The sequence below is a fragment of the Rufibacter ruber genome, from assembly GCF_014138425.1.
GTDB lineage: Bacteria > Bacteroidota > Bacteroidia > Cytophagales > Hymenobacteraceae > Nibribacter > Nibribacter ruber_C.
Genome location: NZ_JACJIQ010000008.1, coordinates 165,072 through 189,592, shown reverse-complemented (window position 1 = coordinate 189,592; position 24,521 = coordinate 165,072). Strand labels below are relative to the sequence as shown.

The window sequence follows — 24,521 nt, the reverse complement described above, 5'->3', positions numbered from 1 at the left end:
GTAGCGAAGATACGGTTACCCTTTTCTAATCTGTTACAGTTGCAACGCAAGTTGGCGGCAACCTTGCCTTTGTTTTTTTGGCTCAGCCGAAGCCATTGGCTTAGAGAGAGCTCTGCATGATGTTCAGCCCCGTTCCTGTTTTTGGCCTGTTTTCCAGAAAACAGGCCAAAAACAGGAATGGCCAAAAAAGGATGCCTACCAATGACAGGTTCATGCGCTTAGTTGCCATTCCAGACAAACCGCTCAGCAGAAGGTAGCACAGCTATGCACCCTGCCAAGACCCCAGTTGCGCGGTTCAGAATTATTGCCTAATTTTCCTCTGAATAAAACTAGAAACGCATGTCACTGTTCTCTTCTAACAACCCCGCCCTCAAAGAGAAGGCGTTTGCCGAACTGGCTTCTTCTGAAGTTCTGGCCGGCCAGACCATGACCCTGAACGGCACCATTGCCAAGTCAGCGCTGCTGTTTGGGATTGTGCTGGTGTTTGCGGTGTTCGCCTGGGATCTGTTCCTGTACATCGGCGTGCCGATTCCCTATCTGATCGCTATTCCTCTGATTGGCGTGGCGCTGGCGTTCCTGATCACTTTCAAGAAGCACCTGGCGGCCTACATTGCCCCTGTTTACTGTGCATTGCAGGGCCTGTTCCTGGGTGGTGTATCCGGCATTCTGGAAATGAGCTACCCCGGTATTGCCAACCAGGCCATGCTGCTCACCTTAACCGTATTTGGCGGTATGCTCCTGCTGTACAGCACCCGCGTGATTAGAGCCACCGCACGCTTCAAGTCTATTATTATCACCGCCACCTTCGGGATTTTCTGTTATTACATGTTGTCTTGGGTGCTCATGCTGTTTGGCGTAGAGATGGCGTTGATCCACAGCAGCGGTACAGCCGGCATTATCTTTAGTGTATTGGTGGTGATCATTGCCGCCATGAACCTGATCCTGGATTTTGACACCATTGAGACCGGTGTGGAATACGGCGCGCCCAAATACATGGAATGGTATGCCGCCTTCGGATTAATTGTAACCCTGATTTGGCTATATATTGAAATTCTGCGGTTGCTGTCTAAACTAAACCGGAGATAAAATTTCTAACTGCTTTGACTCAGCGGCGTACACTCCTCATCACCTACTGAGGAAATTATGCCGAAGGAAAAGAAAGCCCAGAAGAAAGAAGATCCCTGCTGGAAAGGCTATAAACAGGCAGGCATGAAAGAAAAAGACGGCCAGCAAGTGCCCAACTGCATTAAGAAACCAAAGTAATCAAGTTAAAACAAAGAAGCCTCAGTTTTGCTGAGGCTTCTTTGTTTCTGTTTTCGGCGTGTTTTTAGAAAAACAGCCCGAAAACAGAAACGTTTTTACTCGTTGTAAAACACCCGCTTCACCCGCGTACTCACGTTGGTGAGCAGCTCATACGGAATAGTGCCTATGCGCGCTGCCAGTTCTGTCAACGGCAAGCCCTCACCAAACACCAGCACCTCATCTCCGGCGCGCACATCCAGACCGGTCACATCTACCATGCACATGTCCATGCACACGTTGCCTATGATGGGCGCACGGTGGCCGTTGATGAGCACCTCGCCCACCCCGTTCCCAAAGCGGCGGTCATAGCCATCGGCGTAGCCAATGGCAATGGTGGCGGTCTGTTTATCTGTGGTGGCCACGCCGCGACGGCTGTAGCCCACGGTGTCTCCGGCGTTGATCTGCTTTACCTGAGAAACCGTGGTTTTGAGCTGGCCCACAGTCAGGAGACTGCTCTGGTCGCTTCCGCTGGATTCTACGCCGTACAGGCCAATGCCCAACCGCACCATGTCAAAGGCCGCCTCTTCGCCAAACCGCACAATGCCCGCTGAGTTAAGAATATGCTTGGTGACGGGGTAGCCCAAGGCCTGCTCCACCCGCGCCGACATAGTTTTGAACTGCGCAATCTGCTCACGGGTAAAATCATTGTATAAGGCCTCATCGGCGCCAGCCAGATGGCTGAACACGCTTTGCACCTGCACATGCGGCATCTGGGCGAGTACTTCCAAAGCTTCGTCTAGCTCAGTGGCATCAAAACCGAGGCGGTGCATGCCCGTGTCCAGCTTGAGGTGGATCTTGGGCGTTTTAGGGCTCTTTTCAGGAAAATAGTCCAGAAACCGGTGCAGCAGGTCTGGGGAGTAAATCTCAGGCTCCAGCGCGTATTGCTGCATTTTCAGGAAGCTGTCTGGGCTGGGGTTCATGACCATGATGGGCAGCGTGATGCCGTGCTCACGCAGGGCTATGCCTTCATCGGCGTACGCCACGGCCAGGTAATCTACCCGGTGGAACTGGAGCAGGTTGGCAATCTCATAGGAACCCGCGCCATAGGCGAAGGCTTTCACCATGACCATGATCCTGGTCTGGGCAGGCACTTTGCCGCGGTAGTAGTTGAGGTTGTGCACCAGCGCGTCCAGGTTTACCTCCAGTAGCGTGCCGTGTACCTGCTGCTGCAGCGCGGCCACCACCTTCTCAAACTGGAACACCCGCGCCCCTTTCACCAGAATGGTCTCCTGCCGGAATGTCTCCGGTCTTAACTGGCCTAGAAAAGAATCAGTGCCCAGATAGAACTCGCTGCCTTGCGGAAAAAGGTCCTGGTGACGGGTGATGATGTCGCCAATGCCAATCACGCGGTCAACGCCCCGCGCTTTCACCTCCTGCGCCACCTGCCGGTAGAGCGCCTCCTCCTCCATGCCGGCCTCTAGGAGGTCAGAGAGAATCAGGGTTTTCCGCCCGCGGCGGGCCTGGTGCACCAGCACATCCAGGGCAATGCGCAGACCGGCCACGTCATTGTTATAGGTGTCATCAATGATGTAGCAGCCGTTGATGGCTTCTTTACGCTCCAGCCGCATGGCCACCGGCACCAGCCGCTCAAACCGGCCCGCCATCTGCTCAGCGGGCACACCCAGGTATAAAATTGTAGCTAAACAGTGCAGCGCATTTTCTAAGGAGGCCTCGTCTGAAAAAGGCAAGGTCAGGTCCTGGCCGTGGCCCTGGTAATGGAACCGGATCTTGGTTTTCTGCTGCCGCATCTCCAGCACCTTCACCTGCACCTCGGCCACAGAGGGCTCATTTTTGCTCCACGTAAAGCTGGGCAGCCCCAGTTTCTGAACAGCGTAATGTACGTTCACCTGATCAGCGCAGTACACCAGCTTGTCTACATGGGCAAAGAGCTTCAGCTTTTCCTGCAGTTTCTCGTTCCTGGTGGCAAACCCCTCATCATGCGCCGAGCCCAGATTGGTGAACACGCCCACCGTGGGCTGCAGCACCTCCTCCAGCTTTGCCATCTCCTGGGGTTTGGAGATGCCGGCTTCAAACACCCCCACCGTATGGCTCTCATTGATCTGCCACACGGAGAGCGGCACGCCAATCTGGGAATTGTAACTTCTGGGGCTTTTCACCACCCGCTCTGACACACTCAGCAGCTGCGCCAGCCACTCCTTCACAATGGTTTTGCCGTTGCTGCCCGTAATGCCAACCACCGGCAGGTTGAATTTTCTTCTGTGGTAAGCCGCAATGCGCTGCATGGCTTCAATGCTGTTGCTCACCAGCAGCACGTTGGCCTCTGGGTAGAGCGCCAGATCCATAATGGCCTCTGAATCTTCTACAATAAACTGCCGCACACCGGCCTGGTAGAGCTCTGGCAGGTACTGGTGCCCGTCATGGAATTCGCCTTTGATGGCGAAGAAAACAGAGGCGGTAGCGTTGATGATCTTGCGGCTGTCGGTGACCAGGTGCTGGATAGGGTACTCGCCTTTGCATTGGGCTAGCATGCCCCCAGCTACTTGGGCTATTTCTTTGAAGGTAAACATGCGGTAGTGGGTAAGTCTACCAAAGATACAACTCACCGGCACACCGCCATACGTGTGGCGTTTTATTCTGTGGTTGGCGGTGGGTGCGTTTTGGGGCTGTTTTGGGGAAAATAGGCCGGAAGCGGGAAATTGGCGCAGACGCTCGCAGGTCCTCCGGACGCTACGAGGTCAGAACCTGGATTTTGTGGATTTGAGGATTGCACATATTTCTTTGACTCTGCTGGCGCGAGACTACAGTCTCGTGACGAACAGTGCTGCGAGTCTCCAGACTCGCCGGGAGCCGCAAGGAGATAAATGGGAGTCTGGAGACTCCAACCACAGCGCGGCACGAGTCTGGAGACTCGCGCCAGCAAAGAGTCAGGAAAGAATTCGGCAACGCCGAAGCAAATTTTATGGCGCGGAAGTTACATCCGTGACTTTCTTCGCTTTGTCAACTGACTTGCCACTTGAGCCGTATTCCCCTCATCCTAACCTTCTCCCTGGGGGAGAAGGGACGCTGCTTTTCGCGTTTTTTCTCTGTTTTCAGAAAAATAGGCCAAAAACGTGATTTCCCTGCGGAAGAATTATACACCGGAATGTTATGCGGGAGACGTAGTTTACTTTTGGGGAGGGGCTTGCTGCTGAAAGAACCGTGGCTTCCTGTACCTTTGCGCTCCTAAAAATCACCGACGTGCAATTCAACAGATACCACGGGGCTGCCATCAGCGCCTTTTTGATATGGGGATTCATTCCCTTTCCGCTGAAAGCGTTGACCGCTTTCCCCAGCAGTCAGATTCTGTACTTCAGAATACTGTTCTCTGTGGTCACGCTGCTGGCCCTTTCTTTGGGCACCCGCCGCAAGCAGTGGCAGGAGACATTTCAGCTGCTCAAGACCCAGACACGCAAAGAGAAGAACCGTTTTCTGCTGTTCACCTTTCTGGGCGGCGGGCTTTTGACGGTGAATTGGCTGAGTTTTATTTACGTGGTGAACCACGTGGATATCCAGACCGGCTCCTTTTCTTACCTGCTTTGCCCCATCTTAACGGCGGCGCTGGGCTTTCTGCTGCTGGGCGAACACCTGCGGGTGAACCAGTGGCTTTCTGTGGGGCTGAGTCTCATGAGCTGCCTGCTGGTGGGCACAGATTCTCTGTACAACCTGCTGTTCAGTTTGCTTATTGCCGCCTCCTATGCGTTTTACCTGGTCACGCAGCGGCTGCTCAAGGAGTATGACAAGATGGTGCTGCTCACGCTGCAGCTGCTGCTGGCGTTTGCCGTGATTGGGCCCAGCTACCCGTGGTTTGTGGGGGCGTCGGCGCAGCCGGTTACGGCACATTTCACGGGGCAGATCCTGCTGCTGAGCTGGGTATTTACGGTGCTGCCGCTGTTCCTGAACCTTTACGCGCTCAAAGAGCTGAAGTCTGCCACCGTGGGCGTGCTCATGTACCTGAACCCCATCATCAACTTCACCATGGCTTTCCTGTATTTTGGCGAAGTGGCCAGCCAGCAGAAGATTCTGGCCTACTTTGTGATTTTCCTTTCGGTGATCCTCTACAACCTCCCTATTGGCAAGAAAACACCCGCTCTAAAAACTTCGTGATTTTTAGCAGGCGGTGCAACCTTCTGCTCGGTTCAGGGCTCTTCATATCAGTAAGCACGGCCATCACCGCTGTGTTTCTCTGCAGATGAAAAAAAGACACGTTTCTCTTCTGGGGCTGGCACTTGTGGCAATGGGCTGCGCCCGAACAGAGGTTTTGCCTTCACAGGAGGGGAAAATGGCTTCTGCACCGCTTGCCCCCACCGTGCTTTCCCTACAGCAACCTACCCAGGCCAACGGGGTTACCCTTAAGCTGCAGGAGCTTACTGACAGCCGGTGCCCCTTGAATGTCATGTGCGTGCGGTACGGTTCAGCGGTTGCGGCCCTGCAACTGCAGGACGGTAGCGGCAACCGCGCCACGCAACGCCTGTATCTGGGCGAAGCGTTGCCAGCGCCGGACAACAGAGGGTTCAGAGGCACTGACTCAGTAGAGGTAGCCTTGGGCAACCAGAGGTTCTTGCTTGTCCTGCATGAGGTACAGCCTTATCCCGTGACCCCCAATGAAGCCCACCCGGCCAAGACGGCCAAGGTCACGGTAAGGCCTTTGTAATGTCTATAAACTGTTTTTTATAGAGGGTTGTTTGAAAGGTAAGCCCGCGGCTTCTGGCTGCGGGTTCACTTTTTCAGAAGGTGCATAAGCATGCCAATAGAAAGTAATTCAGCTTGAAACCCTTTTTAAGGAACAACCATACGTGAGTAGTAGCGGTAAGTTACGCCCATGAATTAAAGCACTCCTGTTTTCGGCCTGTTTTCTGGAAAACAGGCCGAAAACAGACAATGTTATACATGCAAAAGCCCCACCTTTTTTTTCAGAGGTGGGGCTTTTGCATTAGAAGCATTCTACCAGCTTAAAAGTTGTCCATATAGGCGTCTGTCTCGCGCCTAATCTTCTCTTTGCCGGTTTTAAGGCGGGCGTGGGCGTTGGTGCGGGCCAGTTCCAGATCTACGTCAGCGTCTGTTTTCACGGTTTCGCGGCGGTTGTAGCTGTAATGCTCCAGGCGGGCGTCTTTGCCCGCCTCGTCAATGGCTTTGCGGGTGTCATACTCGCGGCGGCGGGTCTCCAGTTTCTCCAGGCTCTCCAGCTCAGTGGTGGTCTCCACGTCACGCAGCAGGTCATCATAGGGGCCGCGCTTGGAGATGAGCTTGGTGAAAATGGGCGCTGTCTCCAGACAGATGAACAGCAGCATGATAAAGAAGCTGGGCAGCCACGGTAGTTTGTCCAGGGCCTCCATACGGGCCATTAAGCCGCCGTAGTCGTCAAAGCGGGCTTTGGCCTGGGCAATGGTTTTGTCGCGCTGGGCGGTGAGGGTGTCAATGCGTTTCTGGCGCTCGGCAATGAGTTGGCTGTTCTGCTCCTGCAGCACCTTCAGCTCAGCGTCAATCTTGTCATACTGGGCCTTTTTCTCCTGAAAGATAGGTCCGCGGCCAATTTTCTTGGTTCCGCCGGTGCCGTCGCTCTCGGCGCTCATTTGGGCATAAAGCGTGTCCCGTTGCGCAGATTTGGCGGCAATCTCGACCTTGATGCGGTCCATGTCTTTGCGCACCGAGTCTGTCTCAGTGAACTGTTTGTTTACCAGCTGCTGGTGTTCCAGCGCCAGCTGGGCTTTCTTCTCCTCCAGCACGCTGTCAATCTCCTTCTGGAAAATACGCAGCTCCAGCGGCTTGGAGATCACAATGGCCAACACCAGCGCCAGCACCAGACGGGGCAGGATCTGCAGGAACTCCTTGCCAAACCTGCCTTCCTTTCTAATGGTGGAGACAATGAAGCGGTCCAGGTTAAAAATCACCATGCCCCACAGCAGGCCAAAAGCCACCGCCGCGGGAATTGAGTCAAAAACGGTGTACAGTGCGTAGCCGCCAGACAGGGCTGCCAGCACCCCCGTAAACAGCACGGTGGCGCCAATGCTGCCAAATTTTACGTGTTCAGATTTGGGGCATTGGGCAAGGATGTGGTCGTCTGCACCGGCGCACCACCAGAAAAAATTTCTCATATTGTACAGAGGCAGCAGGTGCCTCCAGTTAAAAGTAGTATGCCAACAACGACAAAAGTGGGGGATTTGCTATTGAGACCCGGCGAAAATGTGACCAAACCTGCCAAAAATGTGACCAACTAAAAAAACAAACGGCCACGGCCCCTTTTTCCAGAGCAACTGCGGCGGTAACTCACTGGCTTATAGAAGAGTTCCAGCACAGCCAATCATTTCCTGGGACTTCCGTTTTCGGGCTGTTTTTCAGAAAATAGCCCGAAAACGGAAACACGGCTACTGGTTCTCGTCATCCAGTTTGTTGTAGAGCAGCAAAGAGCCGCAGGCGCTGGCCAAGACCATCTGCAGATCTGGGCTCAGGGTGTTCTTCAGCCAGACTTTGCCGTTGTTCACCGTCTGCACCGTGGCCAGCACATGCCCGTCTTTGGAGAACTCATAGCCCAGGGCGGTGCTGGACGGCAGTGATTTCCCCTCCCACTTGTACAGCGGGTAGACCTCCAGCTCATGGGCGCCGTTGCTGAGCTTGCCCAAGAAGTTACGGCGTTCCAGGTAGTGGCCGGGGTCTGCCAGGGCCAGGCGCCACGTGCCGCTTTCCTCAGATTGAAACACTACCTGCAACAACTCGCGCTGTTTGTCTAAGTTGATGGAAACACCGGCCAGTTCAGCGGTTTTGGCGTTGTGCATGGCCGCCGCCTGCACGTACCAGGTTTTCTGCTGCACTGAGTCCCTCACCCCGAAGCTGTATTTCTGGTAAGCGTCTGTGTCTTGGATGACCAGGTTGTCAATAGGTCCGTTCCGGCGGGTCCAGCCGCGTTCAATGTTTTCCAGTTGGTACTTGCCAAACCCGAAGCCCTTCTCCTTGCCCAGCGACACCCGCATCATAGACCTGCCTACCACCGGCATGGCCGTGGTTTCCTCCCGCATGCCCTGGCTCACACGCATATCCGGCACAGAGCAACTGGCAAGCACCACACCTGCAGCCACTGCCGCTGCGTAAAAGAAAAATTTGAAAGGGTTCATTGGGAAGTAGGTGAAATAGTGATGAGGTAAGACAACGAATTGGGAAAAGACGAATGGAAATGGTTAGACGGGCAGTTTCACCCTGGCATTTTGCGGCTCTGCCGAATTTTGTCTACCCTGTTTGCGGTACAGAAGCCGCGCCTCCCAACACCCTCCGTTCATCGGCCGCCAGGCCCTTCTTGAGCCACACCTTTCCTTTGCCCGTGAGCTGCACAGCGGCCACCAGCTCTATACCGTCTCTGAACGCAAAGCCCAGAATCTCCTGAGCGGCGCCCCTGAACTTGCTTTCATACTCATGCACCGGTTCCACCCTGATTTCTGTATTACCTTTGGTGAAGGCACTGTAGAAGCCTTTAAACAGCACAACCTGCCCCGGGTCTTGGGTGATGAGCCGCCAATTTCCCGTCTCCCGCGAAGGGATGTTGCTCACAAAGAGCTCACGGCTGTCTTCCCCGCCCAGACCCAGGGAGAGAATTTTCCCCAGCTTTATTTCCTTGGCAGAGACACCGGCCCCACAGGTCACCCGTGAGGCAATGCCCGCGCTGTCACGTAAGACAAACCCGTATTTCTGGCATATCTGCCTGGCCTCAAACGGGCCTGCCCCAAAGCCGCCGGTGCTGGTCCAACCGAGGCGCACATCCTCCACCGTAAATTTGCCCAGCCTGAAATCTTGCCTGAAACTGATGGTTTTACGGCCTGTAGCGGGTAATCCGGTAGCGGTTTGGGCCAGTGATCCCTGCAGGCGCCTATCTGTTACGGTACAGCTACTTAGAAAGGAAAAGGCAAGCATAGAAACGGCGGCTAGAAGTTTAATCTTCTGGGAAAACATCTGCGGTTAAAAAAGCTTAGCTATCTTAGTGATGGTGAAAAGACCGCCCGGAAAACAATTACCCCTATGAATCGCTTACTTTAAGTGATAAAAAAGCTGGCCGCCCTGCATCTGGTCAGTTGCAGATTGTTTCCGTATGAAATGTGATACCTAACCTTTCAGTATGATTTTAGGGCCTTATACCTTCTTAATAATACTCAGCAGCTTAATCATTCTCTCGTACCTGTTTGACATGGTGGCGAAGCGGAGCAAGATCCCGTCTGTGATCCTGTTGCTGACCACCGGTATTTTACTGCAGGTCACCGCCACCGCCTTTGAGGTGCGCCTGCCCGGGATCAGGAGCATACTGGAGCTCTTCGGGATCATTGGGTTGATTCTCATTGTGCTGGAGGGGGCCCTGGACCTGGAGCTGAGCAGGGACAAGTTGCCGCTCATCAGAAAGACCCTGCTCACGGCCACCCTCACGCTGCTCATCACGGCCGCGCTCATTGGCTGGTTTATTAACTTCTGGCTCAACGTGCCCTACCAGATGGCCATTATCAATTCAATTCCGCTGGCGGTGATCAGTAGTGCCATTGCCATTCCCAGCGTGACCAACCTCACCCCAGAGAAGCGGGAGTTCATTGTCTATGAGGCCACCTTCTCTGACATCATTGGCATTATTGCCTTCAACTTTGCGGTGCAGAACAACCAAATTGGTGTGGGGTCATTTGTCACACTGGCGGTAGACCTGGTGAGCATCTTCATCATCTCCATTATCTGCTGCCTGATCCTGCTTTTCTTCATTGACAAGATCAAGAGCCACATCAAATTCTTCCTGATCATTGCCATTCTCATACTGCTGTACTCAGTGGGAAAGGAGATGCACCTTTCATCATTGCTGATGGTGCTCTGCTTTGGGCTGATGCTGAACAACGCCGCGCTCTTCATCAAAGACCGCCTGGCCAGGTACATCAGTCTCAGTTCGCTGGAGGCTGAGATCAAGCAGTTGAAACAGATTAACGGCGAAAGCGCGTTTGTGATCAGGACGTTCTTTTTCCTGCTCTTCGGGTTCTCCATTAACCTGCAGGAGCTGCTGGACCTGAATGTCTGGGTGTTGGGCTTTACCATCTTCAGCATAATTCTGCTGGTGCGCTACCTGTACCTGCAGTACATTGCCCGGGTGCCGCTGATCCCAGAGCTGTTTGTAGCGCCCCGCGGCCTGATCACCATCCTTTTGTTTTACAGCATTCCTGCGCAGTTTCAGATACCGGGCATGAATGAGAGTGTGCTCTTCTTTGTGGTGATTCTCTCCAGCCTGCTCATGATGCTGGGGCTCATGCTCACCAGGAACGCCGTTGATGATATTCCCAATTACTAAGGGACCATGATGCCATAAGAAACGGGAAACCGAGGGATCAGCATATGCTGGAAATTCTTAACATACTGATGCTCACCTGAGATTGCCCCCATGAAAAAGCCACTCCTTCTTCTCCCGTTCTTCTTATTGACAGGCAGTTTTTTCTGCAAGGCCCAATCATTGCCTACCCCCAACGGTTCGCCCCGCCCCAGAATGTCTCTCCGGATAGTGGGCGTACGCGCCTCTGCCCACCCGGAGCCTCTCCTGTTGATTGGCGCCCAGGAAACGGTTCTGAGTGCGTTGATTGTGCACCCTAAGGATCTGGCTATCAAAGAAATCTACCGTGACTCCACGCTGCTGTCCTCTGTGGAGGGGCAGGGGAAAAACGGCATTCTGGTGGGCGAACTGAAAAGTAAACGCCCCCTCTTCAGGCTGGAGCACGTGCTGGAGTATTTTCAGGTACCCCATGAGAAACGGTCGCTCAGGGTACTGGTGAACAAGCAGCCGGTTGACCCCACGTTGTTTCTGGCAGATGTGCAGCGGATTGAGAAGATTGAGGTAACCAGGCAGGAACTCACCAACCCGGTACGCCTCAGCTGGAATGAGAATGAAGAATACCTGAATATTGTCACTGCTCAATAAGCACCGCCTCTAGCGCCCTGAAGGGCAGGCCCTTCCTCTTGACAGAATAACCGTACCAACTGCCTAACCGGGCATTGGGTACATTACAAAAGAAGCGGAGGTCTGTTTTCGGGCTGTTTTCTGAAAAACAGCCCGAAAACAGACCTCCGGAATATTTCCTTCTTTTCCTGCCTCTCCCCTCCTGCAGATTGCCCTCAGTGACAGGCTAACCTGGAAACTAGAAAGATTTGATGATGTCTGTGAAGTCTCTTGATTTGAGGGAGGCGCCACCAATCAAACCGCCGTCTACGTCTGGTTGCGCGAACAGTTCTTTGGCGTTGCCGGGGTTGGCGCTGCCGCCGTACAAAATAGTTTTGTTGAAAGCGGCCTCAGAATCAAACAGGCGGGAAAGCTCTTCTCTGATGTAGGCGTGCATTTCCTGGGCCTGCTGGCTGCTGGCGGTGCGGCCGGTGCCAATGGCCCAGATAGGCTCGTAGGCAATCACAATCTGGTCAAATTCCTCGTTGCTCAGGTGCGCCACGGTGTCGCGCAGCTGCTGGCCCACGTACTCAAAATGCTGCTCAGACTCCCGCACCTCCAGGGGTTCGCCGCAGCAGAAAATAGGTTTGATGCCTTCCTTCAGAGCCGCTTTCATTTTTTTGAACAGCAGATCTGAATCTTCGTGGTGGTACTGACGGCGCTCTGAGTGGCCCACCAGCACGTACTCTACGCCAACTGACTTGAGCATGGCCGCCGACACTTCGCCGGTATAGGCGCCGCTCTCGTGGGCACTCACGTCCTGCGCCGCTAAGTGCATGCGCGGGTTGCCCTGGATTAATTTACTGACCGTGCTCAGGAACGGGAACGGCGGCGTGACAATCACCTCAACGTTATCTGCGGTGACCTCGTCTTTCACCATGTTGTCAATCTCGCTCACCAACGCCTGCGCGTCCTGGTAGGTTTTGTTCATTTTCCAGTTACCGGCAACAATGTTCTTTCTCATAGCCATGAATAGATAATAAAGAAATGCGAAGCTTTTCAGGCCTGCGCGTTTAGGGGTTACTTTTCTGAAAACAGGGCAAAAACAGCGTACCCTGTGGCCGCTAAGATAAGGATTTGTGGCTGATCTACGCGCCAGTAACGGGATTTGTGCTTACAGGTGCAGGCTTTCTTTGAGGGCGGCGGGCACAAAAATGTGTTTCTCCACGGCATTCATGATCCGGAAGTCTTCAAGAAAAGAGGTCTCTTCGTTCAGGAATTTGAGGATGAGCGGGGTGGGCAGTTTGCTGAACAGGTCATGGAACACCTGCCGCGGCTCCTGTTTCTTCTCCAGCAGCACCCGCAGGAAAATGCTGTCATACAACCCAAACTTGTTGAACCCGCTCCCTGTGCCCGCCAACGGCGCTTTACCCTGGGCTAGATTACGGGCGATGGCCGAGCACTGCAGCTGAATAAAGCTGAACGTGTAGCCCGTAGAGGCTTTGGTGGCCCCACCGGCCGTACCAATGTTGATGACCTGCGCACTCTGCTGCTTCGGGAAAGGGGCATCGGTCATGGGAATCATCCCGAATTCCTCGTGCGTAATCTCATACTCCGTGAGGTGCAGGAAATCTCTGAGGTAGGCTTTCAGTTCCTGGTCATAGGCTTCCTGGGGAAGCTCGGCCTCAGAGAAACCCGTGTACTCCACCAGCGCCTCGTGCGCATTGGTGGGCAACACGTACATAAACCGGCAATCTTGATGCTGCTCCACCCGGAAATCCATTAAGGTTGGCTCCTTCGGGTTGAAGACCGGTTGCGCGGTTTTGATGAAAATGCCTTTGAAATGCTGCACCATGTAATGCTTTTTGGGCAGCTGCTTGATTTTGAAGAACGCACTGTTGAACACGTACGGCGCCTGGTACACGCCGCGCTTGCCATGCACCGTTCCGTTGGGCTCTATTCTTATGATGTCTTCCTGCCGGAACTCCACGTTCGGGTACTTTTTCATCAGCCCGAAGCAATGTTCATAAAACGAGAGGCTGTCCAGCATTTTGTACTGGTACGGATGAATGTCCAGCAGCTTAGAGAACGTGGGCGAATGAAAATACAACGCCGACCACTTACTTTTGAGGCAGCTCTCAAACGGACTCTCCCCGGTTTGCCAGAAACACCAGGTGCGGTCATTGGTTTGCTTGGCGTCGCGGTCCAGCAGCAGAATACGCTTATGCCGCAGGGGCTCCTGTTCCAGCAGATAGCACAGCAGACTCAGGCCCGCCGCTCCCGCTCCGGCAATAATGTAGTCGTAGGGGCGCGGGTTAGCGGACATAGAACAACTCTACAAGGTTGAGGAACAGGAAGAAGAAGAACTGCACCAGCAGGAAGTACGGCGCCAGTTTGTTCCGGGAGTTTCTGAGCAGCGGCATGAGCACCAGCACAAACAGAAAACTGAACACATACCAACTGATGTAATTCTGCAAAGGTGCCGCGTGGCCCTGCCAATACCAGAAATCAAATTTTTCGCAGACCTGCTCAATCAAAAAATCAATGCTCACGGGCATGGCCGCCGCCACCGCTGCTTTTAGTATGAACGGTTTCTGCCAGGTATTGACCACCGTGGCCGCAGCAAAACACAGGGCCGCCCAGTTCATGCCAATGAGCCAGGGCACCTCCAGGAACTTCGGCCCGAAGGCATCTCCGTAATGGTACTCCCCAAACACATCGCCGGTGGCTACCCCAATGACCTCGGCGGTGAAGCCTACCAGAAATACGCCTATCGCTCCGGCTACCATTCTAACCGTAAGCCCTTGGTGGTTCCAGAACAGCAGCGCCGTGGCCAGAATCAGGTTGAGCGGCGTGTTGCTCAGAAACCAATCCCGGTACGGCGTGTAGAACCCAATGAGTCCGCAGCCATGGAACAGACAGAGGATGATGATAGAGAGATACAGCTTATTGACAAGCAATGGCACAGAAAGGTCTTTCATTCACGCAAAATTGATTTCCCCTTGGCGTACGCGAAAGGCGGCAATATAGTGAACCGGCAGCAGAAAGATTTGTTCACGGCACCCACCCCTCCTGCCAGCGAAATTAAAGCTCAGGAAAGTCTATAGCTTTTTGTGTCCTCCGTTTTTGGCCTGATTTCAGAAAAACAGGCCAAAAACGGCAAGGCGCCTTCTTCTGCTGCTGCTGCTGAGGAAATTGTTTCTCCTACTTCTGCTGAAAGCATTTAAGCCGCAAAAGGTTTTACGTTTGGTAAGAGCTTATCTAGATTGCCCACAAGATCCTTTCAGGATGACAAAAGGAGAAAAAGAACCCACCCCTACCCCTCCCAGGAGGGGAGTTGCTCCGAGAAGCAGGTTTAGATAGATGACGTTGAAATGGTGATAATCAACTTTTGTGAGGTTATAAGATTACGCATTCCTGATGCTCCCCTCCTCGGAGGGGTAGGGGTGGGTTTCCTCTGCTTCACGAGTGTTCTGAAACAAAAATCCCTGCGCGGCTTCTCTCACTGCACAGGGATTTCTTATACTTTCTGTTTAGCGGCTCTTTTTCTGAAAACAGCCCGAAAACAGACCTATAATTTCGGCTTCAAATACTTAGCCGTGTGATTCTCTTCTGAAAGTTTCGCCAAGTCTTCCGGGGTTCCTTCAAAGAGCAGGTGACCGCCGTTTGTACCGCCTTCGGGGCCGAGGTCAATGATCCAGTCGGCGCATTTGATGATGTCCATGTTGTGCTCTATCACCAGCACGGTGTTACCGTTTTCTACCAGCGCATTGAGCGCGGTCAATAACTTGCTGATGTCATGGAAGTGCAGGCCGGTACTGGGCTCGTCAAAGATGAACAGGATATTGCCGTTGTGCGGCGTAGCACCTTTGGTCAGGAACGAAGCCAATTTCACGCGCTGCGCCTCCCCACCAGATAAAGTATTGCTGCTCTGACCCAGCCTGATATACCCGAGCCCCACGTCTTGCAGCGGCTTCAGTTTCTCCAGAATCTTGGGCTGATCTTTGAAGAAAATCAGGCTGTCATCAATGGTCATGTCCAGCACTTCGGAGATGTTTTTCTCATGGTACTGAATGTCCAGAATGTCTTGTTTGAATTTCTGTCCGCCGCAGGCCTCACAGGTGAGGTAGATATCAGCCATGAACTGCATTTCAATCTTCACCTGGCCTTCGCCCTGGCACACCTCACAACGGCCGCCTTCAATGTTGAACGAGAAGTGCGACGGCTTGAACCCGCGCGCCTTCGCCAGCGGCTGGTCGGCATACATCGTTCTGATGGCGTCATAGGCTTTCACGTAGGTCACCGGGTTGGAGCGCGACGATTTCCCGATGGGGTTCTGGTCCACGAACTCCACGTGCGCCACCTTGTTGATGTCACCACTGAGTTTGTCAAATTTACCCGTGGCATCGGCGTGGCCGCCGAGGGCTTTGATGAGCGACGGCGCCAGAATCTTCTTAATCAACGTAGATTTGCCCGAACCGCTCACGCCCGTCACCACCGTCATCACGTTCAGGGGCACTTTCACGCTCACGTTCTTGAGGTTGTTCTCGCGGGCACCGTGCACTTCCACACAATTCCGCCAAGGGCGACGTTGCGTGGGAACCGGCACTTCCATGCGGCCACTCAAATACCGGCCGGTGTAGGTATCGCTTTTCAAAAGGTCTTGGAACGAGCCCTGGAACATAAGATTTCCGCCACCGGAACCCGCTTCCGGACCGATGTCCAAAACCTGGTCTGCGACTTCCATCATGCCTTCCTCGTGCTCCACCACAATCACGGTGTTGCCCATCTGCTGCAAAGAGCGCAGCACGCCAATGAGCTGGTCAGCGTCTTTGGGGTGCAGCCCGATGCTGGGCTCATCCAAAATGTACATAGAACCTACCAAGGCGCTACCCAAGGAAGTAGCCAGATTGATGCGTTGGCTTTCGCCGCCGGAAAGGGTGTTGGACAAACGGTTCAAAGTCAAATAACCCAAACCCACGCGCACGAGGTAACTCAACCGGTTGGTGACTTCGGTGATGAGGCGGTCGGCCACGGCTAGGTCATGCTCGCTTAGGTGCAGGTTTTGGAAAAATTCCAGCGTTTTGGTCACGGGCATAAGCACCAGGTCGGTGATGCTTTTCCCGTCTACTTTCACGTAGCTAGCATCTTTCCGCAGGCGCGAGCCTTTACAGTCCGGGCAAGCCGTACGACCGCGGTAACGGCTCAACAACACGCGGTACTGAATCTTGTGCGTCTGCGCCTGTACGTGTTTGAAAAAGTCGTTCAGCCCCCCGAAGTATTTGTTCCCGGTCCAGAGTAGTTCCTGCTGTTCCTCAGAGAGTTCGTTGAACGGACGGTGAATTGGAAAATCAAACCGAATGCCGTTTTTGATGAGCGGTTGCAGCCATTCGTTCTGCTTCTCGGTGCGCCACGGCGCGATGGCTCCCTCAAACACGGTCAGGCTTTTGTCTGGAATCACCAGGTCTGGGTCAATGCCAAGGACGCTGCCCCAGCCTTCGCAGGTCTGGCAGGCGCCGTACGGGTTGTTGAAGCTGAAGAAATTGACGCTAGGCTCCTCAAACACCATTCCGTCCAGCTCAAAACGGTTAGAGAAGATGCGTTTCTCGTCGCCCAGCTGTACGTGGCATTCGTCGTGGCCCTCGTAAAACGCGGTCTGCACCGAGTCAGCGAGGCGCATCTGCAGGGTTTTGGCTTCCTCGTCATGCCTGATGACGGCGCGGTCAATGAGAATAAAGACCTCGCCCTTGGGCTCCGGTTTTCCTTCTGAGATGAGTTCCTCAATAAAGAAGGGCTCGCCGTTCAGAATGACGCGGGAATAGCCTTTCTGCAACAGCAAATCCAGCTCTTTGCTCAGTTTGCGGTCTTTGTTTTGCTGCAGCGGCGCCATAATCATGACGCGGGTTCCGTCTTCCAGCGCCATGAGGTAATCTACCACGCTGGTCACGGTGTCTTTCTTCACCTCTTTGCCGGAGACCGGCGAAATGGTCTTGCCAATGCGCGCGTACAGCAACTTGAGGTAATCGTAAATCTCGGTGCTGGTGCCCACGGTGGAGCGGTTGTTCCTTATGCTCACCTTCTGCTCAATGGCAATGGCCGGGCTGATGCCCCTGATGTAATCCACGTCGGGCTTGTCCATGCGGCCCAGGAACTGGCGCGCGTACGAGCTCAAACTCTCCACGTACATGCGCTGGCCTTCGGCGTAGAGCGTGTCAAACGCCAGCGACGATTTGCCGGAGCCGGAAAGGCCGGTGACCACAATGAACTGGTTGCGCGGCAGGGCCACGCTCAGGTTCTTTAAATTATGGACGCGGGCCCGTTTAATGATGATGTGCTCGCGGGCGTCCAGCGCGTCTATTTGGGTATCTTGCGGAATGATGTCTTCTGTCATATAGAAATATAGCCTCTCTAGAACATAAACCGCTCAAGAATAATTCTGTTGCGCGGCCACAAAACGGCGGAAGGCTAAACCGCAAAGGTAGGCATACGCCGCCGCATTTAGAAGCCTGACCGTCAATTGCGTTTTTGGCCTGTTTTCCCAAAAGTAGGCCAAAAACGGCGGAAGAAATTTGCGGGTATTTGGCAGAGTTTGTAACTTTCTTCCCTTCCGTCTCGGAAAAGATTACTTGTCATTTGATTGTTTCACTTACCAATTAATCAGTACCACTATGGGAAAAGGAGATGCTAAAAGCAAAAGAGGAAAAATCAGCAAGGGTTCGTTCGGCAACAGCCGCCCCAAGAAAGCCCAGAACAAAGCGACCAAGTTGGCGAAGCTAGCCCCTAGCAAAGCCGCGGCCAACGCGTAATCATTCTCTCGGCTCACGCCGAAAACAGGAATCCCCGCCAGATTTGGTTCTGGCGGGGATTCCTGTTTTTGACCTGTTTTTAGAAAAACAGCCCCGAAACGCAACTGGCGCAGACACTCGCAGGTGCTGCGCACGCTACGAGGTCTTAGGAGCGGACGATAATGCGGCGGCCAGCGGATTGAACCCACCCCTACCCCTCCCAGGAGGGGAGTCTTGTTGCATAGGAACGGAGTCTCATATCAGTAGAAGCCTTTCCCATGGAATGGTAGAGCACGAAAGCTACACCCGTGATGATGGCTTTGACCACACTTTAGCTGATACTCCCCCTTTGAAGGGGGCGAAGGGGATGTTGACACCTGCTGATCCGCGCATCGCAGAGGCATGGCCATACGGCAGATGCCCTACGCATTCCAGATATTCCCCTCCTCGGAGGGGTAGGGGTGGGTTCTACGCATGGCAGATATTCCCATGGCTCCCGGCGAGTCTGGAGACTCGCACCACTACATGTCACGAGTCAGAGACTCGCGCCAGTGTTTTTTTTCAATGAGCCTATTTAGCATTTCCAAAAATGAGCTTTAGATAGCTTCTGTACTGGCGCCAGCACCCGCTTGTGTCGCTGTTTTGGCTCTTCTTTTGCGAAAACAGGCCAGAAGCAAACAGCTTCAAAAGACTACAAAAAAGCAGACACTTGCGCCAATGATCAGAAAATACTAAACAGGCTCAATAACCAATCAGCGATTCTCCCAAGACCTCGTAGCGTCCGGAGGACCTGCGAGCGTCTGCGCCCATTACTCTTCCTCCTCCTTGTTCTCCTGCATGGCCAGCAAATTATGCGCGCCTTTCACAGCAATGCGGTTAGAATTTTGCAGTTCCGCGGGTAGCTGCACTTCTACAAAGCCATTTCCCTTGAGACCCGTCTGCACCTCTACGCGTTTAAATGTGCGGTTGCCAGAACTCGCATAGATGTAGGAAACCCCTTGAAACTGCACCACGGCGCTTTCGGGTAGGGCGGTGACTGCGCGTTCTTTGGTGGGTACGGTGGCCGTCACGTACATACCGGGGAGCAACTTGTGTTCATCATGGTGGTCCAGGTGCGCGTGCACAGGCACTGTCTTGTCACCTTCCACGCTGTGGCCTACCAAGATGATTTCCGCGGAGCGGGGAGTGGCGTCATTGGGCAGGGTGTAGGTGAGGCGCTGGCCGGGGCTCAGGCACGGTACGTCTTTCTCAAAGGCGTTGAGCTTGAGGTGCAGGTCATCGGTGTTCACCAGTTCAAACAGCACATCGGTGGAACTCACCATCTTGCCCACATTCACCAATGTGTTTTTTACGAAGCCGTTGATGGGCGAGACGATGTTGATGGTGCGGCTGATTTTCCCGTTTTGCAGGCGGGCCGGGTTGATGTTGATCATGAGCAGTTTCTCCCGCAGCGCGGCCAGGCTGTTCTGCAAGACTTCACGCTCAGTCTTCACCTGTTGCAGGTTCTTGAGGGCGCTCACCTTCTCCTGGGTGAGTTCCTGCTGACGGGCATACTCCAGATTGGCCAGTTGCAGGCGGGCGCGGGTGTCCAAGTAATCCTGTTGCAGCTGCACGTAATCTTGGTGCTGGAGGGTGGCCAGCACCTGGCCTTTGTTGATGTGCTGACCCGGTAGCAGGTTCATGGTTTTTACGAAGCCGCCATAGGGCACCGAGACACTCACCAAACTGGTGGGCGGCACGTCAATTTCCCCGGAGAGCTGCAAAGTGTTGCCCAGTTTCTGCTGCGAAGGCGCGCCTAACTCAATGCCGGTGTTCTGCATCTGCTGCTCGGTGAGCGTAATCACGTCCGGGTTTTCTGGGGCAGCGGCGGATTGGGCGGCAGGCGTTTCCGTTTCGGGGCTGTTTTTCTCAGAACAGGCCGAAACCAGGAAAAGCCCGGCGATGGCGAAGGATAAAAAGTTAGTTCTCATATTAGTTGCCTCCTAGGTATTGGAGTTGAAAGACGTTTAACTGATAATCCAGCAGGAGCTGGAGGTAATTCTGCTGGGTGCGCAACTGCTGGTCGGCGGCCTGAAGGTAGCTCAGGTAGCTGGCCTCGCCGCTGCGGTAGGCTTTGTCGGCTTGAGTGAGGGCCAGGCGGGCGTTCACCAGCACCTGTTCCCGGTAAAAGTGCAGGCTCTGCCGAAGCCGCTGGTGTGTTTCCTGCGCCGCCTGCCACTCACTCTGCAAGAGGTGCTGCTGGTTTTGGAGCGAGGCCTCGGCGGCCTGTTTGCCCAAAGCGGCGGCTTTCACGCGCGCCCGCTGCGCCCCTTGCCAGAGCGGCACCGCCACCCCCGCTTCCACGCCCTGGAACCGCCGGCTTCTATCTGCGGCCGTTTCTGCCCGCCCGTTGATGTCATAAGTGCCAATCAACGATTGGTTGAAATACCCCAAGGTAATATCAGGGGCTAATCTGCTTTTCTCCACCTGCCGCTCGCGGTCGGCTACGGCAATCTGCTGTTGGTGCACTTGCAGGAGCGGGTGGTTCTGAGTTTCGGCTGCGCCGATGGAAGTGCTGTCCAGTTGCAGCGGCTGCGGCGTGATGTGCAAGGGTTGCGGGGCCTGTACCAAGGCATTCAGCTGCGCCTGGGCCACGGCTAAAGCGCTCTGGTTCTGCCGGAGGCGGTCAGTGAGTTCCAGCCGTTGGGTGGTGGCGGTGGTTTTCTCCAGCAGCCCCGTCTCACCCGTCCTGAACCTAACCTCGGCGGCTCGCTCCAATACTTGAAAAATGCTGTCTTGCCGCTGTAGCAGTTGGTGGGTCTGGTACAGAAATGCCAACCGGGCGTAGGCCTGCTTCACCTGGTACAGCAGTTCGTGCTGCTCCAGATTCAGTTGCTGCTGGCTCAGGTTCTTCTGCTCCTGCAACAGCTTACTCTGCGCCTTCCACACCGTGGGGAACGGAATGGTCTGGCTTATACCTATGCGGTCATCGGTGACGGGGCTGTTGATTTCGCCCTGGCTGTAAGAAAGCTCGGTCTTGGGAATATCCACCGCGGTTTTCTGCAAGGCTCCCCGCATTTCCACCTCCAAGGCCGCGCTTTTGAGCTGTTGGTTGTGCTGCTTAGTCAATTCCAGCACTTGCGGCATTGACAAGGTTTGCGATGGAGTGCCTTGTGCCTGCGTGTTCAAGGGTAATGCCAGACCGAGCGGCAGAAACCACAGCGCTGCTGATTTCTTCAACCCACCGAAGCCTTTCTCAGAGAAATAATAGATGATGGGCAGCACCACCAGCGTGAGCAGCGTGGCCGAGAGCAGTCCGCCAATGACCACGGTGGCCAAGGGTTTCTGCACTTCGGCGCCCGCCGAGGAAGACAAGGCCATGGGCAGGAAACCGAGGGAGGCCACGGTGGCCGTCATGATAATGGGCCGCAGGCGGGCGGCCGTTCCTTCGCGTATGATTTGTTCCAGGTTGGTCATGCCGCTGGCTTTTAATTGGTTGAAATACCCTATCATCACAATGCCGTTGAGCACCGCTACCCCGAAGAGCGCAATGAAGCCCACGCCCGCCGAGATGCTGAACGGCATGTCGCGCAGGAGCAAGGCAAACACACCACCAATGGCCGATAGCGGAATGGCCGTGAAGATGAGAATAGACTGTTTAATGGATTTAAAGGCGAAAAACAGCAACACAAAGATGAGCGCCAGCGCCAGCGGGACCGCCACCGAGAGTCGTTCTTTGGCTTCAATCAGGTTCTGGAACTCGCCGCCGTAAGTGATGGTGTAGCCGGGCGGTAACTGAATCTGCGCCTCAATTTTCTGCTGAATCTCGGTGACAATGCTCTGCACATCGCGGTTGCGCACGTTAAACCCAATGGTGATGCGGCGGCGGGTGCCGTCGCGCTGAATCTGGTTGGGACCTTCCTTCATCTCCACCTGGGCAATGTGCTCCAGCGGAATCTGCAGGCCGTTTTCATTGCTGACGTACAGGCGCTGCACGTCAGCAATGTCCTGCCGGTTCTGTTGGTTCAGGCGCACCACCAGGTCAAAGCGTTTCTCGCCTTCATAGACCTGCCCCGCAATCTCGCCGGCAAACGCCGAGGTCACGGTGCGGTTCACGTCTTCAATGGTGAGGCCGTAGCGGGCAATCTGCTCGCGGTCATACTGCACCACCACCTGCGGCAGTCCGCTCATTTCCTCAATGTATAGGTCTTGCGCGCCTTCAATGGGCTGCACCAGTTTGCCAATTTTCTGGGCGTACAGGGCCAGTTGGTCCATGTCTTCGCCGTAAATTTTGAGCACCACGTCTTGCCGCGCCCCCGTCATCAACTCATTAAACCGCATCTGAATGGGCTGCTGCACGCCAAAGGTGGCTTGAGGCAAGTTCTGGTGCAGCACATCAGACATTTTGTTGGCGAGTTCTACGCGGGAGCTGGCGCTGGTCCATTCAGCGCGTTCTTTCAGGACCACAATCATGTCGCCCAGCTCTACGGGGTTGGGTTCGGTGGGCACTTCGGCAGAGCCGATTTTGGTGACCACTTTCTCTACCTCGGGGAAGGTCTGCTTGAGCACTTTAGAGGCTTTCTGCACCACCTCAATGGTCTCGTTGAGGGAGCTGCCCGTGAGCACGCGGGTTTCAATGGCAAAATCGCCTTCGTCCAAAGACGGAATAAACTCGCCGCCCATTTGCGTGAACAGCACCAAACTCAATGCGAACAGGCCCAAAGCAATGCCCAACACCAACGTTTTGGCGCGCAGCGCGAAGTTGAGCAACGGCTGGTACGCCCGGTTAATGGCCTGCATGATGCGGTCTGAAATGTTCTCTTTGTGCTGGGTTTTTCGGCTCAAGACCAGCGAGGCCATCATGGGCACGTAGGTGAGCGACAACAGGAAAGCGCCCAGAATAGCGAAGGAAACCGTCTGCGCCATGGGTTTGAACATCTTGCCCTCAATACCCACCAGCGCCAGAATGGGCAGATAGACAATGAGAATAATAATCTGCCCAAACGACGCAAAGCCCATCATTTTGCTGGCCGAGCCCTGCACTTCGTCGTCCATCTGCTTGCGCGAGAGCTTGAACACGCCCTGCTGCGCGTACTCGCTGGTATGGATGCTGTGAATGACCGCCTCCACAATAATCACGGCCCCGTCCACAATCAGCCCGAAATCCAGCGCGCCCAAGCTCATGAGGTTACCAGACACCCCGAACACGTTCATGAGCGAGATGGCAAACAGCATGGCCAGCGGAATCACGGAGGCCACCAGCAAGCCCGCCCGCCAGTTGCCCAACAGCAGCACCAGCACAAACACCACAATCAACGCGCCCTCCGCCAGGTTTTTCTCTACCGTATTGATGGCGCGGTTCACCAGTTTAGTGCGGTCCAGGAACGGCTCCAGCACCACGCCCGGCGGCAGGGTTTTCCGGATTTCGGATACCTTGTCTTTCACCCGCTGGATCACCTGGGACGAGTTTTCGCCTTTGAGCATCATCACAATGCCGCCCGCCACTTCGCCCTGCTCGTTCACCATGGCGCCGTACCGAATGGCCGAGCCCTCGCGCACCTCGGCCACGTCCCTGATTAAGACCGGCGCGCCGCCCGCGGTGTTGGTGACCACAATACGGCCAATGTCCTCGGGGCTCTGCACCAGCCCTTCGGTGCGGATGAAGTAGGCGTTGGGGTCTTTCTCAATGTAAGCGCCACCCGCGTTGGCGTTGTTTTTCTCCAGCGCGTTAAAAATATGGGTGATGGTGAGGTTGAAACTGCGCAGCTTCTCGGGGTTGATGGCCACTTCGTACTGCTTCAGCTTACCCCCGAAACTGCTGACTTCAGCCACGCCGGGCGTTCCCAGCAGTTGCCGCCGCACAATCCAGTCCTGAATGGTGCGCAGTTCGGTGGCGTTGTATTGGCTTTCATATCCGGCCGCCGGCCGAAGCTCGTACTGGTAAATCTCGCCCAAACCGCTGGAAATAGGGGCCAAGGTGGGCGAACCCATGCCTTCGGGAATCTGCTCCTCTGCTTCTTTCAGTTTCTCGGTGATCTGCTGGCGGGCCCAGTAAATATCGCGGTCCTCGTCAAAGACCACCGTCACCAGAGACAGCCCGAAACGGGAAAACGACCTGATCTCGGTCACGCCCGGCACGCTGGCCACCGACTGCTCCACGGGGAAAGAGATGAGCCGCTCCACCTCCTGCGCCCCCAACGACGGCGACACCGTGATGACCTGGACCTGGTTGTTGGTGATGTCGGGCACGGCATCAATGGGCAGGCGCTGCACGTTGTACACGCCCCACGCCACCAGCGCCACCGTAAGCAAGCCAATCACCAGCTTGTTCTTGATGGAAAACTCTATAATCTTCTGTAACATGTTCTTGATTGGGGATGACGCTGTTTTCGGCCTGTTTTCTGAAAAACAGGCCAAAAACGGCAAGACCGGAGAACGCCTGAACGGTTGCCGTCCGGGCGGTTCTTAGGGAAATAAGGTTGATTGGGGAATTGGCATAGACGCTCGCAGGTCCTCCGGACGCTACGAGGTCTTTTGAGTAGGCGCTTTTTCGTTTTCGGGCTGTTTTTCAGAAAATAGGT

At 54.6% G+C, this 24,521-nt stretch carries 16 protein-coding genes; 6 read left to right on the top strand and 10 right to left on the bottom strand.

Annotated elements, in window-relative coordinates:
* Positions 1–339: 339 nt before the first annotated feature.
* Positions 340–1,086, top strand: coding sequence for a Bax inhibitor-1/YccA family protein (locus tag FHS90_RS11445; protein ID WP_066839711.1), 747 nt, complete (start codon positions 340–342; stop codon positions 1,084–1,086).
* A 272-nt stretch (positions 1,087–1,358) separates the two neighbouring features.
* Here the strand turns inward: FHS90_RS11445 and FHS90_RS11440 are convergent, their stop codons facing one another.
* Complete coding sequence (locus FHS90_RS11440) at positions 1,359–3,830, bottom strand: bifunctional UDP-N-acetylmuramoyl-tripeptide:D-alanyl-D-alanine ligase/alanine racemase (protein WP_182513142.1); 2,472 nt, start codon at positions 3,828–3,830, stop codon at positions 1,359–1,361.
* Positions 3,831–4,461: 631 nt separating this feature from the next.
* Here FHS90_RS11440 and FHS90_RS22760 point away from each other — a divergent pair.
* Together FHS90_RS22760 and FHS90_RS11430 are read left to right on the top strand one after the other, a co-directional pair.
* A complete protein-coding gene (locus tag FHS90_RS22760; RefSeq protein ID WP_343049678.1) occupies positions 4,462–5,406 on the top strand; it encodes an EamA family transporter in 945 nt (314 codons plus the stop codon).
* A 175-nt stretch (positions 5,407–5,581) separates the two neighbouring features.
* Complete coding sequence (locus FHS90_RS11430; RefSeq protein WP_182513141.1) at positions 5,582–5,953, top strand: hypothetical protein; 372 nt, start codon at positions 5,582–5,584, stop codon at positions 5,951–5,953.
* A 298-nt stretch (positions 5,954–6,251) separates the two neighbouring features.
* Here the strand turns inward: FHS90_RS11430 and FHS90_RS11425 are convergent, their stop codons facing one another.
* The 3 genes from FHS90_RS11425 to FHS90_RS11415 all read right to left on the bottom strand — a co-directional run bounded on the left by FHS90_RS11425 (position 6,252) and on the right by FHS90_RS11415 (position 9,198).
* On the bottom strand, positions 6,252–7,394 hold the full coding sequence (locus FHS90_RS11425; protein ID WP_182513140.1) for a DUF4407 domain-containing protein: 1,143 nt from the start codon (positions 7,392–7,394) through the stop codon (positions 6,252–6,254).
* A 270-nt stretch (positions 7,395–7,664) separates the two neighbouring features.
* Positions 7,665–8,408 (bottom strand): hypothetical protein, encoded by a 744-nt coding sequence (locus FHS90_RS11420; protein ID WP_182513139.1) that lies wholly within the window; start codon positions 8,406–8,408, stop codon positions 7,665–7,667.
* A gap of 112 nt (positions 8,409–8,520) precedes the next feature.
* The gene (locus FHS90_RS11415) at positions 8,521–9,198 is read right to left on the bottom strand and encodes a hypothetical protein (protein WP_182513138.1); all 678 of its coding nucleotides are present in this window, start codon (positions 9,196–9,198) and stop codon (positions 8,521–8,523) included.
* 202 nt (positions 9,199–9,400) lie between these two features.
* On the opposite strand from FHS90_RS11415, the gene FHS90_RS11410 reads away from it, so the two are divergent.
* Both FHS90_RS11410 and FHS90_RS11405 read left to right on the top strand, forming a co-directional pair.
* A complete protein-coding gene (locus tag FHS90_RS11410) occupies positions 9,401–10,597 on the top strand; it encodes a cation:proton antiporter domain-containing protein (protein ID WP_182513137.1) in 1,197 nt (398 codons plus the stop codon).
* 90 nt (positions 10,598–10,687) lie between these two features.
* Entirely contained in the window at positions 10,688–11,218 is a 531-nt protein-coding gene (locus FHS90_RS11405; RefSeq protein WP_182513136.1) for a hypothetical protein, read from the top strand.
* 217 nt (positions 11,219–11,435) lie between these two features.
* On the opposite strand, the gene tpiA is transcribed toward FHS90_RS11405, so the two are convergent.
* From tpiA to uvrA, 4 genes are all read right to left on the bottom strand, one after another.
* The gene (gene tpiA, locus FHS90_RS11400) at positions 11,436–12,200 is read right to left on the bottom strand and encodes a triose-phosphate isomerase (protein WP_066833074.1); all 765 of its coding nucleotides are present in this window, start codon (positions 12,198–12,200) and stop codon (positions 11,436–11,438) included.
* A 150-nt stretch (positions 12,201–12,350) separates the two neighbouring features.
* On the bottom strand, positions 12,351–13,502 hold the full coding sequence (locus tag FHS90_RS11395; protein WP_182513135.1) for a lycopene cyclase family protein: 1,152 nt from the start codon (positions 13,500–13,502) through the stop codon (positions 12,351–12,353).
* Positions 13,492–14,157, bottom strand: coding sequence for a carotenoid biosynthesis protein (locus tag FHS90_RS11390; RefSeq protein WP_182513134.1), 666 nt, complete (start codon positions 14,155–14,157; stop codon positions 13,492–13,494). Before FHS90_RS11390 ends, FHS90_RS11395 begins: the two co-directional genes overlap by 11 nt.
* A 590-nt stretch (positions 14,158–14,747) precedes the next feature.
* Positions 14,748–17,567 (bottom strand): excinuclease ABC subunit UvrA, encoded by a 2,820-nt coding sequence (gene uvrA / locus FHS90_RS11385; RefSeq protein ID WP_182513133.1) that lies wholly within the window; start codon positions 17,565–17,567, stop codon positions 14,748–14,750.
* A 277-nt stretch (positions 17,568–17,844) separates the two neighbouring features.
* Here uvrA and FHS90_RS11380 point away from each other — a divergent pair, with 277 nt between their 5' ends.
* Entirely contained in the window at positions 17,845–17,982 is a 138-nt protein-coding gene (locus tag FHS90_RS11380; protein ID WP_182513132.1) for a 30S ribosomal protein THX, read from the top strand.
* A 788-nt stretch (positions 17,983–18,770) separates the two neighbouring features.
* On the opposite strand, the gene FHS90_RS11375 is transcribed toward FHS90_RS11380, so the two are convergent.
* Positions 18,771–19,931, bottom strand: a complete 1,161-nt coding sequence (locus tag FHS90_RS11375; protein ID WP_182513131.1) for an efflux RND transporter periplasmic adaptor subunit — start codon at positions 19,929–19,931, stop codon at positions 18,771–18,773.
* Position 19,932: 1 nt separating this feature from the next.
* Positions 19,933–24,303, bottom strand: coding sequence for a CusA/CzcA family heavy metal efflux RND transporter (locus FHS90_RS11370; protein WP_182513130.1), 4,371 nt, complete (start codon positions 24,301–24,303; stop codon positions 19,933–19,935).
* Positions 24,304–24,521 lie beyond the last annotated feature (218 nt).